This window comes from Acuticoccus kalidii, from assembly GCF_021556395.1.
Taxonomy (GTDB): Bacteria; Pseudomonadota; Alphaproteobacteria; order Rhizobiales; family Amorphaceae; genus Acuticoccus; species Acuticoccus kalidii.
In genome coordinates, this window is record NZ_JAKGCS010000007.1 from 15,137 (window position 1) to 29,763 (window position 14,627).

Annotated in this window: 12 protein-coding genes; 9 read left to right on the forward strand and 3 right to left on the reverse strand. The window is 66.9% G+C overall.

From position 1 onward, the window contains the following. The first annotated feature begins 27 nt into the window (after positions 1-27). Entirely contained in the window at positions 28-3,276 is a 3,249-nt protein-coding gene (locus L1787_RS25920; RefSeq protein WP_235707191.1) for an AsmA-like C-terminal domain-containing protein, read from the forward strand. Positions 3,277-3,300: 24 nt separating this feature from the next. On the opposite strand, the gene tyrS is transcribed toward L1787_RS25920, so the two are convergent. Beyond that, entirely contained in the window at positions 3,301-4,551 is a 1,251-nt protein-coding gene (gene tyrS, locus L1787_RS03720) for a tyrosine--tRNA ligase (protein ID WP_235707192.1), read from the reverse strand. Here tyrS and L1787_RS03725 point away from each other — a divergent pair. Continuing rightward, positions 4,544-5,710 (forward strand): anhydro-N-acetylmuramic acid kinase, encoded by a 1,167-nt coding sequence (locus L1787_RS03725; protein WP_235707193.1) that lies wholly within the window; start codon positions 4,544-4,546, stop codon positions 5,708-5,710. The genes tyrS and L1787_RS03725 overlap by 8 nt on opposite strands. A 49-nt stretch (positions 5,711-5,759) precedes the next feature. Here L1787_RS03725 and L1787_RS03730 read toward each other — a convergent pair whose 3' ends face one another. Further along, entirely contained in the window at positions 5,760-6,416 is a 657-nt protein-coding gene (locus L1787_RS03730; RefSeq protein ID WP_235707194.1) for an alpha/beta hydrolase, read from the reverse strand. 85 nt (positions 6,417-6,501) lie between these two features. Between L1787_RS03730 and L1787_RS03735 the strand changes: the two genes are divergently transcribed. The 7 genes from L1787_RS03735 to sufA all read left to right on the forward strand — a co-directional run bounded on the left by L1787_RS03735 (position 6,502) and on the right by sufA (position 13,358). Continuing rightward, a complete protein-coding gene (locus tag L1787_RS03735; protein WP_235707195.1) occupies positions 6,502-7,644 on the forward strand; it encodes a cysteine desulfurase family protein in 1,143 nt (380 codons plus the stop codon). Positions 7,645-7,702: 58 nt separating this feature from the next. Beyond that, positions 7,703-9,220, forward strand: coding sequence for a Fe-S cluster assembly protein SufB (gene sufB / locus L1787_RS03740; protein WP_235707196.1), 1,518 nt, complete (start codon positions 7,703-7,705; stop codon positions 9,218-9,220). 78 nt (positions 9,221-9,298) lie between these two features. Beyond that, complete coding sequence (sufC, locus tag L1787_RS03745) at positions 9,299-10,057, forward strand: Fe-S cluster assembly ATPase SufC (protein WP_235707197.1); 759 nt, start codon at positions 9,299-9,301, stop codon at positions 10,055-10,057. Next, positions 10,057-11,340 (forward strand): SufB/SufD family protein, encoded by a 1,284-nt coding sequence (locus L1787_RS03750; protein ID WP_235707198.1) that lies wholly within the window; start codon positions 10,057-10,059, stop codon positions 11,338-11,340. The genes sufC and L1787_RS03750 overlap by 1 nt, the downstream gene beginning before the upstream one ends. Then, entirely contained in the window at positions 11,340-12,578 is a 1,239-nt protein-coding gene (locus L1787_RS03755; protein ID WP_235707199.1) for a cysteine desulfurase, read from the forward strand. The genes L1787_RS03750 and L1787_RS03755 overlap by 1 nt, the downstream gene beginning before the upstream one ends. Before the next feature lie 11 nt (positions 12,579-12,589). Further along, entirely contained in the window at positions 12,590-12,982 is a 393-nt protein-coding gene (locus L1787_RS03760; RefSeq protein ID WP_235707200.1) for an SUF system Fe-S cluster assembly protein, read from the forward strand. 25 nt (positions 12,983-13,007) lie between these two features. Continuing rightward, entirely contained in the window at positions 13,008-13,358 is a 351-nt protein-coding gene (gene sufA, locus L1787_RS03765; RefSeq protein WP_235707201.1) for a Fe-S cluster assembly scaffold SufA, read from the forward strand. 96 nt (positions 13,359-13,454) lie between these two features. Here sufA and L1787_RS03770 read toward each other — a convergent pair whose 3' ends face one another. Further along, complete coding sequence (locus L1787_RS03770) at positions 13,455-14,552, reverse strand: hypothetical protein (RefSeq protein WP_235707202.1); 1,098 nt, start codon at positions 14,550-14,552, stop codon at positions 13,455-13,457. Positions 14,553-14,627 lie beyond the last annotated feature (75 nt).

The following is a 14,627-nucleotide window of genomic DNA, read 5'->3' on the forward strand; positions in this document are numbered from 1 at the left end:
AGGCGCACGATCGGCAGGGTTAAAGCCGTGATCCGGCGCGTCCTTGCGCTCGGCACCGTCCGGCTCGTCCTCTTGTCCACCGTGTTCATGGTGGCCGCGGTCGTCGTACGGGTGACGGTCGCGCCGCTCGCCTTGCCATTGAACGGACTGTTGGAGCAGGCGCTTGCCGAGCAGATCGGCGCGCCGGCGCGGGTCGACAGCGTCTCCGTCCAGATCGGTGCGGGCCGTATCCGCCTCTTCGTGCGCAACCTTCGCGCGCACACGCCGCGCGTCTCGGCCTCGATCGAGGAGGTCGCGATGTCGCAGGGCCTCTTCGGGGGGCGGCGCGAGCTGGTGATCGACGCACCCATGCTGCACCTCGACCCGTCGAGCCCGGCAAGACCGGACGACGCCGCGCCGCGTCGCGCGGTGGGACTTCCCAATCCGGCCAAGGCGATCCCGGCGCTCGACAGGCTGCTCGGCGGTGCCGTTCGCCAGGCGAAGGCGGCCGGCCTCTGGTCGGTGACGATCCGCGACGGGCGGATCGACCTGATTTCGCCCGGCCGTCCGATCACCGAAGCGCGCGTCTTCCAGAACGTGTCGGCAACGCTCGACGTGTCGAAAGACCTTCACCTCACCGCCCGGATGATCGGCGCCGAAGGGCCGATCACCTTCGACCTTCAAAAACTTCCGAAGGCCGACGGCGCCGGCCACACGCTCGAGATACGCGCCGGCGGCATCGTTCCGAAGGATCTCGCACCGATCAAGCCGGTGCAGGACGGTTTCGCCCTCTCGCCCTATCTCTCGGCCGATTTTGCGCCCGACGGCACGATGACCCGCGCCGACATCGATCTCGGAATCGGCTCCGGGACGCTGATCTTCGGCTTCGACCCGCCGCGCGTTCTCGATCGAGCCGGGATCGACCTCACTTTGTCGGCCGATCAGTCGCACCTTCTGATCCGCGAGGCGGTCGTCGAGGCGGGCAGCTCGCAGATCGAGATCACGGGGGCGCTGACGCCCGGTGCGGAGGCCGGCGATCCCTGGGGCTTCCGCCTCGCCGCGCGCGATGCGGTCTTCGACGCCCCGGACATCGAGGCCGAGCCCGCGGTGATCGACGTGTTCGACGTCGAGGGGCGCATCGACCTTGCGAACAAGATCATCCATTTCGACAAGGTGCGCGGCGCTTCGGATATGGCGGGCATCGACGCGGTCCTCGCGTTCGATTTCAGCGACGGCGCACGCCTTTCCGGCGCCGCCAATCTGAGCCCGTCGAAAATCTCGACCCTCATCGGTGCTTGGCCGCCGGTCGTCGCCTACGATCCGCGCAAGGCGGTCATCGACACGATCCTCGGCGGGATCGTGAAGGGGGGAACGATCGAGCTCGCGCTCACCCCCCTCGAACTCGATGGCGACCCGTCGACGTCCGACATGGTGGAAGGCGCGATGTCGATCGACCTCGCCTTCGCCGACGTCTCCTTCACCACGCCCGAGCTACCGATTTCGGTTCAACGCGCCCACGGCCTCTTTCGCATCCGTGACAAAAAGCTGATGGCCCGCATCGACGGCGGCATCGTGAAGGCGGGCGAAGGCGGCACGTTGCGCCTCCTCGAAGGGACGTTTACGATCCGCGAGATGGGGCAGAATCCGTCCATCGCTGACCTCACGGCGCGGGTGGAGGGGCCGGTCTCGGCCGTCGTCGCGCTGGCTGAAAAATTCGACCTGCCGCAATTGAAGGAGACGGCACTGAAGCCGGATGACGTGACCGGCACGATCACCGCCGATCTGCGGATGACGACGCCGCTCGGCAAGAACGTCGAGGACAGCGACCGGCAATGGGCGATCAATGCGCGCCTGACGGATGCCGGAGCGTCCGTTCCGATCGGCGGGCAGACCTTCGCCGACGCCAATGTCGAGGTGTCGATCAACCCGCGCAGGCTCGCCGCGCGCGGCCGCGCGTCGATCAACGGCCTCAAGGTCGACGTGAATTATAGCGAGCTCTTCGCCGGGGAGAAGTCGGGGGCCGCCCGCGTCGTCCTCACCGATGAGGACCGCCGCAAGCAGGGCTTCGACACCGGCGACGCGTTGCGCGGTCCGATCGAGATCACGATCGAACAGAATGCCGACGCGACCCGCACCTTCAGCGCCGACCTCACCGAGGCGACGATCGAGGTCCCGGGCTTCACGAAGCCGAAGGGCCAGGCGTTGTCCGCTGAGGGGGAGATTACCGGCGAAGGCAAGTCGATGACGATCGGCAATCTGCGGATCGACGGCCGAACGGTGGCGATTGCCGGGGAGGCTGCCATCGAGGATGGCGGACTGAAGCTGATCGACCTCACCCGCTTCGGCCTCTCCCAGGGCGATCAGGCACAGCTCAAGGTGACGCCGAAAGGCAAAGGCTATGCGGTCGAGCTCGACGCGCGGACATTCGATGCGCGCAAGCTCCTCGATGGGCTGAGCGGCGGCAACAAGAGCGGAGGCGAGGCGACGAAGATGCCGCCGATCGACGCCAAGATCCGCGGCACCCGCGTCCGTATCGGCGACGACACGTTGATCGCCGACCTCAAGCTCGACGCCGATCATGACGGAACGCGGATCGCACGCCTCGCCCTCACGGGGCTTCTCGACGATGTGAACGCGGGTTCCTTCGCGGTTCAGATCGCCCCGTCGACGAATGGCAATCGGCGTCTTCAGGGCGACATCACGGAGCTCGGCCGGCTTCTGTCGGCGACGGATATCTATGAGCGGATGCGCGGCGGCCGCACCACCGTCGACGCGACCATGCTGCCCGACGGCACCATCACCGGCCGCCTCGTGGTGCGGGACTTCGTGCTCACCGAGGAGCAGACTCTCGAAGAGATCATCGCCCGATCCGAGCGGGCGAAGAACAGCGCCCAGAGCGGACGGAGCCCGCTGCCGCTCTCCTTCCAGCCGACAGAGACGCAGCAGGAGGGAATGGCGTTCTCCCGCCTCTCGATCGATTTCGAGAAGAAGGGCGACATCGTCACGATCCAGGACGCGATCCTGACCGGAAACGTCATCGGCGGCACCGCGAGCGGCACCGTCGATCTCAAGGCGCAGCAGATGACGCTCAACGGGACGTTCATTCCCGCCTACGGCGTCAACAACCTCTTCGGACGGGTGCCGCTCGTCGGTCAGATCCTCGGCGGCGGGGACAAAGGCGGGCTGATCGGCGTCACCTTCCGCGTCGCCGGGCCGATGAAGAAGCCCGAACTCTGGGTCAACCCGATCTCGGCCATCGCGCCGGGGATCTTCCGCAAAATCTTCGAGTTCCGCTGACGGACGGCGCCGTCGTGGGGGCGGTCAGACCGCCCGCAACAGGGCGTGCTTCTTGCGGCCGAGCGACAGCTTGATCACGTCGCCCTTGAGGTCGCCGGCGCTAAGGGTGCGCTTGTCGTCCTCGACCCGCTCGTCGTTGACGCGGGCGCCGCCGCCTTTGATCGCCCGCCGCGCCTCGCTGTTCGAGGCGGCAAGACCGGCCGTCACGAAGGCGTTCAGAACGCCGATCCCGGCATCGAGATCGCCGCGCGCGACATCGACCGTCGGCAAGCCCTCGGCAAGGCCGCCGGCCTCGAAGGTGGTCGCCGCGGTGCTCGCCGCCTGATCGGCCGCCTCGCGTCCATGGATCAGCGCCGTCACCTCGTTGGCGAGGATCTTCTTCGCCTCGTTGATCTCCGCGCCCTCGAGCGCGGCGAGGCGGGCCACCTCGTCGAGCGGGAGCTTGGTGAAGAGCTTGAGGAAGCGCTCGACGTCCGCATCCTCGGTGTTGCGCCAGAACTGCCAGAAATCATACGGGGTGGTGAAATCGGCGTTCAGCCACACCGCGCCGTCGGCGGTCTTGCCCATCTTCGCGCCGGAGGCGGTCGTGATGAGGTTCGAGGTGAGGCCGTAGAGCTCGGCCCCCACGATCCGCCGGCCGAGATCGATGCCGGAGACGATATTTCCCCATTGGTCCGACCCGCCCATCTGGAGCGTACAGCCATAGCGGCGGTTCAGCTCCACGAAGTCGTAAGCCTGGAGGACCATGTAGTTGAATTCGAGGAAGGTGAGCGGCTGCTCGCGATCGAGCCGGAGGCGCACCGAATCCATCGTCAGCATCCGGTTGACGGAGAAGTGCCGGCCGACATCGCGCAAAAACGGGACATAGTTCAGCCCGTCGAGCCATTCCGCATTGTCGGCGGCGATCGCGCCATTGCCGGTGTCGGAGAAGGTGAGGAGGCGCTCGAACACCTTGAAGATGCCGGCTTTGTTCTCGGCGATCTTCTCGTCGGTGAGGAGCTGGCGCGTGGTGTCGCGGCCGGAGGGATCGCCGATCTTCGTCGTGCCGCCGCCCATCAGCGCTATCGGGCGGTGCCCCGTCTCCTGCAGCCAATGCAGCAGGAGGATCTGCACGAGCGAGCCGACATGAAGGCTCGCCGCGGTGCAGTCGAACCCGATATAACCCGTGACCATCCCGTCGGCACAGGCGGCGTCGAGACCGTCGGCGTCGCTCATCTGGTTGATGAAACCGCGGTCGGTGAGTGTTTTGATGAAGTCGGAGCGAGGCATGGCCATTTCGTTTGCACCAACCGCCCCGGAAGGCAACAAGGACTTTGCGGGCGCGGCGAATATCCCGAAGATCGCGCGGGCGATCGGCGTCATTTCCGGGACTTCGATGGATGCCGTCGACGTCGCTCTGCTGACGACCGACGGGGAGGGGGTGATCACCCGCGGCGCGAGCCTTCTCCATCCCTATCGCGCCGAGCAGCGCGCGGCGATCCGCTCGGCGATGTCCGATGCGATGGCCGCGCCGACGGGCCGGCATCGCACGCCGGCTCTGCGCGCCGCCGAAGCGGTCGTGACCGAGGCGCACGGCGACGCGATCGCCCGCTTCCTCGCCGAGACCGGCGCCGAGGCCGACATCATCGGCTGGCACGGGCAGACCGTCGCCCACGCACCGGAGCGCCGCTTCACGATGCAGATCGGCGATGCCGGGGCGCTCGCGGATCGGTTCGGCCTGCCGGTCGTCGCCGATTTCCGCTCAGACGACGTTGCCGAGGGCGGCGAGGGCGCGCCGCTCGTGCCGGTCTATCACCGCGCTCTGGTGCGGGAGGCGGGGCTCGCCGAGCCGGCCCTCGTCATCAATCTCGGCGGTGTCGCCAACGTCACCTTCATCGACGGCGACACGCTGATCGCGTTCGACACCGGTCCGGCGAGCGCGTTGATCGACGATGCGATGGCCGAGATCGGCGAGAGTCTCGACGAGGGTGGCGGCGTCGCCGCATCCGGGCGCGTCGACGAAGCGGCGCTCGCCGTCTTGCTCGATCATCCCTATTTTGCCGAGCCCGCGCCGAAATCGCTGGACCGCGACGCCTTTTCCGCCGTCCCCGTCGCGCACCTTCCCTTCGCCGACCGTATCGCCACCCTGACGCGCTTTTCCGCCGAGGCGCTTGGCGCAGCCGTCCGCCTTCTGCCGCGCCGTCCGAAGACGGTGATCGCGGCCGGCGGCGGGACCTACAATGCGACGATGATGCGCTTCATCGCCGACGCGATCGGCGAGGAGGTCGGCAGCGCGGACGCGGCCGGCTTCTCGTCGGATTTCATGGAGGCGGAGGCGTTCGCCTATCTCGCGATGCGTTCGCTGCGCGGCCTGCCGCTCACGTTTCCGGGAACGACGGGGATCGCGGCGCCCCTCACCGGCGGGCGGCTCTGGATGCCGACCACCGCCGTCTAGGTCGAACGAAAAGGCCCGCCCCGAGGTCGGGGCGGGCCGCCGGGCCAAATCAGGCCGCGTTTTCCTTTTCCGCGAGACGGCGGTCGAGATAGCCGGAGCAGATGCCGAGCAATTCGTCGACCTGGCCCTCGAAGAAGTGGTTCGCGCCGGGGACGATCGTGTGATCGATCACGATGCCCTTTTGCGTCTTCAACTTGTCGACCAGCGTCTGGGTGTCCTTCGGCAGCGCCACGCGGTCCCGATCGCCGTGCACGATGAGCCCCGAGGAGGGACACGGCGCGAGGAACGAGAAGTCGTGCAGGTTCGCTGGCGGCGCGACCGAGATGAAGCCTTCGACCTCCGGCCGGCGCATCAGAAGCTGCATGCCGATCCAGGCGCCGAACGAAAAGCCCGCGATCCAGCAGCCCCGCGCTTCCGGGTGGATCGCCTGGAGCCAGTCGAGCGCGGAGGCCGCGTCCGCCAGCTCGCCGGCGCCATGGTCGAACTCGCCCTGGCTGCGCCCCACGCCGCGGAAGTTGAAGCGCAGCACGGTAAAGTTGCGCTCCTTGAACATGTAGAACAGATTATAAATGATCTGATTGTTCATCGTGCCGCCGAAGTGGGGATGCGGATGGAGCACGATGGCGAGCGGCGCGCGCCGGTCAGAGGACGGTTGCAATCGTCCTTCGAGACGGCCGGCGGGGCCGGTGAAGATAACCTCAGGCATCACAGACCCGGTTGTTTGCGGTGAGGCGCGGTTATCTATCAACAGGACAACGCGAATCAAGCGATTCGAACAGGGGCAAGCATTTGTGGCGCAAATCGGCAAGCGGCTTTATCTCGATTGGAACGCCACCGCGCCGCTCGACGAAGCGGCGCGCGAGGCGGCAATCGCCGCGCTGTGCGCGGGTGGCAACGCTTCGTCGGTCCATGCTGAGGGGCGTGCGAGCCGGGCGCTGATCGAGGGCGCGCGGCGCCGGCTTGCCGCCAGACTTGGTGTCGCACCGGACGGGGTGACGTTCACCTCCGGCGGCACCGAAGCCAACACGATGGTCCTCTCGCCGGGCGTGCGGCGGGGCGAGGAGGCGCCCGTCGAGCGGCTGATCACATCGGCGGTGGAGCATCCCGCCGTCCAGTCTGGCGGCCGTTTTCCGGCCGAGGACGTGACCGTCCTTCCGGTCGACCGGCACGGGAAGATCGCCCTCGACGCGCTCGAGCGGGCGCTCGCCGCCGATCCCCGTCCGGCGCTCGTGTCGCTGATGACCGCCAACAACGAGACCGGCGTCATTGAGCCGCTTCAAGACGCCGCGGCCATCGCCTCCCGTCATGGCGCGCTGGTTCATACCGACGCGGTGCAGGGCTTTGGGCGCATGGCTGATACCCATTTCGAGGTGGCCGATCTCGTCACCATCTCCGGTCACAAGATCGGTGCGCCGATCGGCGTGGGTGCGCTGGTCCGCCGCGGGGACATCAGGGTTCCGGCGCTGGTTCGCGGGGGCGGCCAGGAGCGCGGGGCGCGCGGCGGCACCGAGAACGTCGCCGCGATCGCCGGCTTCGCGGCCGCGCTCGACGGCCCCGCCGCCGACCCCGCGGCATGGGTCGAGACCGAAAAGGCGCGGGATCTGTTCGAGGCGCGTCTTTTCAAAGCCTTCCAAAACGCCCACATCTTCGGCAAAGAAGTGTCGAGGCTCCCCAACACCAGCCTCTTCGCGATCGGGACGACGCCGGCCGAGCTTGCGTTGATCGGGCTCGACCTCGCCGGGATTTCCGTATCCTCCGGCTCGGCGTGCTCATCGGGCAAGGTCAGCGTCAGCCATGTCCTCCTCGCTATGGGTGTCGAGGCGGATATCGCGCGTCGCGCGATCCGGATGAGCGCGGGTCCATTGGGGGCAGATGCGGCTTTGGAACGATTTTTGGTAGCGCTCCAGCAGGTCATTGTGCCAATGGAGGCCTGACCTACCTTTAGAATGCGTCCAACCTACGGGCTTTGAACCCGTGCGGAGGGAGAAGGTCATGCCAGCAGTTCAGGAGACGATCGATCGCGTAGCGGCGATCGACGTCGATAAGTACAAGTACGGTTTCGTCACCGACATCGAGTCCGAGAAGGCGCCGAAGGGTCTCAACGAAGAGGTCATCGCGTTCATCTCCGCGAAGAAGGGCGAGCCGCAATGGATGCTCGACTGGCGGCTCGAAGCGTACCGCCGCTGGCTGACGCTCGAAGAGCCCGATTGGTCGACGGTCAGCTACCCGAAGATCGACTATAACGATCTCTATTATTACGCCGCCCCGAAGGTGAAGGACGCGCCGAACAGCCTCGACGAGGTGGACCCGGAGCTCCTGCGCACCTACGAGAAGCTGGGCATCCCGCTGAAGGAACAGGAAATCCTCGCGGGTGTGCGCAAGCAGGGCGAACCGAGCGAGCTCGACGAGGCGGGCGAGTCGAACCCCTATGGCCGCGTCGCGGTCGATGCGGTGTTCGATTCCGTCTCCGTCGTCACGACCTTCAAGGACGAGCTTGCCAAAGCCGGCGTGATCTTCTGCTCGATCTCCGAGGCGATCCGCGAGCATCCCGAGCTCGTGAAGCAGTATCTCGGCACGGTCGTCCCGACCTCGGACAACTTCTTCGCGACGCTGAATTCGGCGGTCTTCACCGACGGCTCGTTCGTGTACGTGCCGCCCGGCGTGCGCTGCCCGATGGAGCTGTCGACCTATTTCCGCATCAACGAGCAGAACACCGGCCAGTTCGAGCGCACGCTGATCATCGCCGACAAGGGCTCGTACGTGTCCTATCTCGAAGGGTGCACGGCGCCCCAGCGGGACGAGAACCAGCTGCACGCGGCCGTGGTCGAGCTGATCGCGCTCGACGATGCGGAGATCAAATACTCCACCGTCCAGAACTGGTATCCGGGCGATGCGGAGGGCAAAGGCGGCATCTACAACTTCGTCACCAAGCGTGGCGATTGCCGCGGCAAGCGCTCCAAAATCTCGTGGACGCAGGTCGAGACCGGCTCGGCGATCACGTGGAAATATCCGAGCTGCATTCTGCGGGGCGAGGAATCGCGCGGCGAGTTCTACTCGATCGCGATCTCCAACGGTCACCAGCAAATCGATTCCGGCACGAAGATGATCCATCTCGGCAAGAACACGTCGAGCCGCATCATCTCGAAGGGCATCGCGGCCGGTCAGTCGCTGAACACCTATCGCGGTCTCGTCCGGGCGAATCCGCGCGCCAAGAATGCGCGCAACTTCACCCAGTGCGACTCGCTCCTCATCGGCGACAAGTGCGCCGCGGTGACGATCCCGTACGTCGAATCGCGCACCGGCACCGCGCAGTTCGAGCACGAGGCGACCACGTCGAAGATCTCCGACGACCAGCTCTTTTATTGCCGCGCCCGCGGGATCGGCGAGGAAGAGGCGGTGGCGCTGATCGTCAACGGTTTCGTGCGGGACGTGATCCAGCAGCTCCCGATGGAGTTCGCGGTGGAGGCGCAGAAACTGATCGGCGTCAGCCTCGAAGGGTCCGTCGGCTAAGCGCCGGGCCCCTTTTTTCCGATTTTCAGTGAATGACCGGCGCGGTTCGCCCGCAGCCGAAGGAATGAGAAGACGAACATGCTTGCAATCGAGAACCTCCACGCGAGCGTCGAGGACGGTGAGGGGACCCGCGAGATCCTGAAGGGTCTCGACCTCGAGATCTGGCCGGGCGAGGTCCACGCGATCATGGGTCCGAACGGGGCCGGCAAGTCGACCCTCGGCAACATCATCGCCGGCAAAGACGGTTATGAGGTGACGGAAGGCTCGGTGAAGTTCCTCGAAGAGGACCTCCTCGAGATGGAGCCGGAAGAGCGTGCCGCCGCTGGCATCTTCCTCGCCTTCCAGTATCCCGTCGAGGTGCCCGGCGTCGCGACGATGACCTTCCTCAAGACCGCCCTCAACGCCCAGCGCGAGGCACGCGGCGAGAAGGCGCTGTCGACGCCGGAATTCATGAAGGCGGTGAAGGGCGCGGCCGACAAGCTCGGCGTCAAGCAGGAGATGCTGCGCCGGCCGATCAATGTCGGCTTCTCGGGTGGTGAGAAGAAGCGCAACGAAATCATGCAGATGGCGCTTTTGGAGCCGAAGCTCTGCGTCCTCGACGAGACCGATTCGGGCCTCGATATCGATGCGCTGCGCATCGTTTCGGAGGGGGTCAATTCGCTGCGTTCGCCGGAGCGCTCCTTCCTCGTGATCACGCACTATCAGCGCCTTCTCGACTATATCGAGCCCGATTTCGTGCATGTCCTCGCCGGCGGGAAGATCGTCCGGTCGGGTGGGCCGGAGCTGGCCAAGGAGCTCGAGGCGCGCGGCTATGCCGAGTTCCTCGAGGCGGCGTGATGAACAACAACCCGACTGAGGCCGAACGCGCGCTCGCCGACCTCTTCGAGGCGCGCAAGGCCGGTTTCGCCGGAACGCCGCTCGACGCGGCGCGGGAGAGCGCTTTCTCGCGCTTTGCCGCCAATGGCCTGCCGCATCGCCGGGTCGAGGCCTACAAATACACCGACCTGCGCGCGCGTCTGCGTGAGCTTCCGGGCGCCGCCGGCGCGCCGGATGCGGCCAAACTCGCCGCCGTCCTCGCCGACAACCCGCCGCTCGTCGAAGGCGCCGCGCGCATCGTGATCGCGAACGGGCGCTATGTGCCGGAGCATTCCTCGACGATGGCGAACGTCACCGTCGCCTCGCTCCTCGATCCCGCGGCCGACACAACGCGCGTCGGTAAGCTCGTCGCCGAGAGCGACGATCCGTTGACCCTCGCCAATGTCGGCCTCTTCGAGGGCGGTGTGGTGATCAACGTCACGGGTGAAGCCGGTGCGCCGCTCGAGATCGTGCACGTCTCGCTCGATGACGGGCTCGTCATGGGCCGCACGGCGGTGATCGTGGCGCCGGAGGCGCGCGTTTCCGTGGTGGAGCGGGCGATCGGCACGGCCGGAACGGTCGCCAACGACCTCACCGAGCTCACCGTCGGTGCGCGCGCGAAGGCGAGCTGGATCCGCATCGAGGCGGGCGTGGGCGACAAGACCGTCCAGCTCGGCACGCTGCACACCGAAATCGACGAAGAGGGCGCGCTCGAGCACCTCACCGTGTCGACCGGGGCGGGCCTGTCCCGCAACCAGATCTTCGCCTCGATCGTCGGCGACGAAGCGGACGCGCACTTCCGCGCCGCAACGGTTGCGATCGGCAAGCGCCATGTCGACAACACGATGGTCGTGCGGCACGACGCGCTCAACTCGCGCTCGTCCGAAGTGCTGCGCTCGGCCGTCGGCCATGGCGGCACGGCGATCGTCCAGGGCCGGATCATCGTCGATCCGGGCGCACAGAAGACCGATGCGCGGATGATGTCGAACGCGCTCTTCCTCGACGATAGCGGCGAGGTGGTGAACAAGCCCGAGCTCGAGATCTTCGCCGACGACGTCCAGTGCGGTCACGGCGCGACCTCGGGCGATATCGACGAGGAGATGGTGTTCTATCTCCGCGCGCGCGGCATTCCCCAGGCGACGGCCCGCCGGCTCCTCGTGGAGGCGTTCCTCGTCGAGGCGCTGGATCGTGTCGAAGACGAAGCGCTGCGCGAAGGGCTTGCCGACAGCCTGCGCGCCGCGCTCGATCTCGAGGGGGCGCTCTGATGGATCGCGCCCCGGTGTCGGCCTTCGATGTCGAGGCCGTGCGGCGGGATTTCCCGATCCTCTCGCAGGAGATCCACGGCAAGCCGCTCGTCTATCTCGACAATGCCGCCTCGGCCCAGAAGCCGAAGGCAGTGCTCGACCGCCTCTATCAGGCCTATGCGGTCGACTATGCCAACGTCCATCGCGGGCTCCACACGCTCGCGAACCGCTCCACCGAGGCCTATGAGGGCGCGCGCGAGATCGTGCGGGCGCATCTCAACGCGCGCTCGACGGAGGAAATCATCTTCACCCGCTCCTCGACGGAGGCGATCAACCTCGTCGCCTCCTCATTCGGCCGTGGCCGGATCGGGGAGGGGGACGAGATCGTCCTCACCGTGATGGAGCATCACTCCAACATCGTCCCGTGGCATTTCCTGCGGAGCGAAAAGGGGGCGGTGCTGAAGTGGGTGGAGATCACCGAGGACGGCTCGCTCGACATGGAAAGCTTCGCGCGGGCGCTCTCGCCGCGCACGAAGATGGTGGCGGTCGTCCACATGTCGAACGTGCTGGGCACGGTGACGCCGGTCGCCGAGATTTGCCGCATGGCGCACGAGCGCGGCATTCCCGTCCTCGTCGACGGCAGCCAGAGCGCGGCGCACGGGCCGGTCGACGTGCAGGCGATCGACTGCGATTTCTTCGCCTGCACGGGCCACAAGATCTACGGCCCGAGCGGGATCGGCGTTCTTTACGGCAAGCGCGAGCTGCTCGAGGCGATGCCGCCTTTCATGGGCGGCGGCGAGATGATCGCCTCCGTCACGCGAGACGATGTGACGTATGCCGGCCTTCCGAATCGCTTCGAGGCCGGAACGCCGCCGATTGCGCAGGCGATTGGTCTCGGCGCGGCGCTCCAGTACGTGGAACACCTCGGCTGGGACAAGATCGAGGCTCACGAAGCCGCGATTGCCAGCTATGCCCGCGAGCGTCTTCGCGGCATCAACGCGCTCACCCTGCATGGCGATGCGCCGGGCAAGGGGGCGGTGTTCGCCTTCAACCTTGCAGGCGCGCATCCCCATGATGTTGCTACGATTTTGGACCGCGAAGGCGTCGCGGTCCGTGCCGGCACGCATTGTGCCGAACCGTTGATGGATGCGCTCGGCGTGAACGCATCCTGCCGGGCGTCGTTTGGCCTCTACAACACCTTTGACGAGGTGGACCGCCTTGCGGAGGCCATCGAGAAAGCCCATAGATTCTTCGTGTGAGGAGGCACAGGATGGACGCCGTCACCGAAGCTACGAGCACCGAGAAGGCCGAGACTGCCGAAGAGGTGAAGACCGAATCGGCGATCCCCGAGGCGGAGCTCGATCGCATCACGGCCGACATCGTGGCCGCGTTGAAGACCGTCTACGACCCGGAGATTCCGGTCGATATCTACGAGCTCGGCCTGATCTATCGGGTCGATATCGAGGACGATCGTTCGATTCGGGTCGACATGACGCTGACCGCCCCGGGTTGTCCGGTCGCCGGCGAAATGCCCGGCTGGGTGGAAAATGCGGTCGGCACCGTCGAGGGTGTCGGCGAGGTCACCGTGAAAATGGTGTTCGACCCGCCCTGGGATCCCTCACGCATGTCGGACGAGGCGCGCGTCGCCCTCGACATGTACTGAACGCGAGTGAGTTGAGGAGGCGAGAATGCCCCGACCCGCAGTGATGAAACTGACCGACGACGCGGTCGAACGCGTGCGCGAGATCATGGCACGCCAGGATCCGCCCCTCGCGGGCCTCCGCGTCGGCATCAAGAAAGGCGGCTGTGCGGGCATGGAATACACCATGGACGCAGTCGCCGAACCGTCCCCGAAGGACGAGATCGTGGAGCGTGACGGCGCGCGGGTGTTCGTCGATCCCGCGGCGGTCTTGTTCCTGCTCGGCTCCGAGATGGGTTACGAGACCACCAAATTCCGCTCCGGCTTCACCTTTCAGAACCCCAACCAGGTTTCGGCCTGCGGCTGCGGCGAATCGGTGGAGCTGCGCGCCGCCGGCTGACACGCCCGCGAGCACGCCAATCAAAGCGCATCGGCGAGCACGCCAATCCAAAAAGGGGCCCGACGGCCCCTTTTTTCATGCCCGGACGGCCAAGGCTCAGGCGCGGCGGAGGGATTGCCTGCGCACGCGCGGATCGGATTCCAGAACGACGTTCGCCCCGTCCTCGATCTCGGCGAGGCGAAGGCAGTGCTCGGCGAGGCAGACCGCCGCCGCCGGGTCGTCGTCGCGGTGAAGCGTCGCCGCGCCCGCGGCGAACACGACGGGCGCATCCGGGTCGAGCCGCGCGGCGACGGCGCGCTCCACGGCCTCGGCGATGCGCGCTGTATGGCGCAGGGACTTGTCTGCGAGGCAGACGCCGATCGCGAAGGGGGCAAGGCGGTAGGTGACGCCGAGATCGTCGAGCGCCATCGTGAGGGCCTTGTGGGTGCGGCGCAGAAGCGGCAGCGCGTGGGCGGGCTCGATGTTCGGGTTCGGCACCAGGCGGACCGAGACGAGGAGAAGGGTATAGGGCGACCGCTTGAAGGCCGACCCCATCCACACCCGCCGCACGTCCCGCAACAACGCGGTCCGCTCCGAGAGGAAGCTCTGATCCTCGATATGCGGCGCCCGCGCCCGAGGTGCCGGCACGGGATAGGCGGCCGCCGCCTCGCCCGCATCGGCGCGCGTCGCATGGCGGCGCGCCTCGGCGCGGGCCATTGCGAGATCGGCGTCGCGGTCTGTGCTCTCGTCATGCCGCATCGGCGGATCGGCGGGGGGCATCCCGTTGCCGCCACCTGTTCCCGGACGTGCTGGGGCAAGGTCGGGGAAGATTTCCGGGTGAACATAGGCGATGCGCCGCGGTCCGGTCGCCGCGCGCCGCTCGCCTGCACCGAGGCGCGAGGCGGACGTGTCGCGATGGCCGAGCGACCGTTGCGGGCTGTGCGCGATGCGCCGGGTTTCGAGCGGCACGGGCTCGGCCGTGACCGCCGCCGGCTGCGCGCCGGGATGCGGCATCGCCTTGATGACCCGCGGCGGCCGCTTCACCGGCGTTTCGCTCTCGTCCTCGAGGGCGAGGGCCAGGCGCTCGGCGATTTCCGCTTGCCGCTCGGGCGGCGGAAGGTGGGCGCGCCAGCGTTCGCTGGTGTGCTCGCTCGTGTCCTTGTTGCGGGGCGCAACGGATTGAGGGCGCGTGAGAGTGGAAAGCGTGTGAGCCACGGAACTGCCTCGCATTCGCCGCGTCTGTCGCGCGATCGTTCGCGAGAAGCATTAACCGGAATGGTTAACGAGATC

What these genes read in the sequence shown, in the direction of transcription:
- L1787_RS03730 (WP_235707194.1), bottom strand. Translation starts at nt 6,416, where the DNA reads ATGCCTGAGGTTATCTTCACCGGCCCCGCCGGCCGTCTCGAAGGACGA.
- sufB (WP_235707196.1), top strand. Translation starts at nt 7,703, where the DNA reads ATGCCAGCAGTTCAGGAGACGATCGATCGCGTAGCGGCGATCGACGTC.
- L1787_RS03755 (WP_235707199.1), top strand. Translation starts at nt 11,340, where the DNA reads ATGGATCGCGCCCCGGTGTCGGCCTTCGATGTCGAGGCCGTGCGGCGG.
- L1787_RS03750 (WP_235707198.1), top strand. Translation starts at nt 10,057, where the DNA reads ATGAACAACAACCCGACTGAGGCCGAACGCGCGCTCGCCGACCTCTTC.
- sufC (WP_235707197.1), top strand. Translation starts at nt 9,299, where the DNA reads ATGCTTGCAATCGAGAACCTCCACGCGAGCGTCGAGGACGGTGAGGGG.
- L1787_RS03760 (WP_235707200.1), top strand. Translation starts at nt 12,590, where the DNA reads ATGGACGCCGTCACCGAAGCTACGAGCACCGAGAAGGCCGAGACTGCC.
- L1787_RS03725 (WP_235707193.1), top strand. Translation starts at nt 4,544, where the DNA reads ATGGCCATTTCGTTTGCACCAACCGCCCCGGAAGGCAACAAGGACTTT.
- tyrS (WP_235707192.1), bottom strand. Translation starts at nt 4,551, where the DNA reads ATGGCCATGCCTCGCTCCGACTTCATCAAAACACTCACCGACCGCGGT.
- sufA (WP_235707201.1), top strand. Translation starts at nt 13,008, where the DNA reads ATGCCCCGACCCGCAGTGATGAAACTGACCGACGACGCGGTCGAACGC.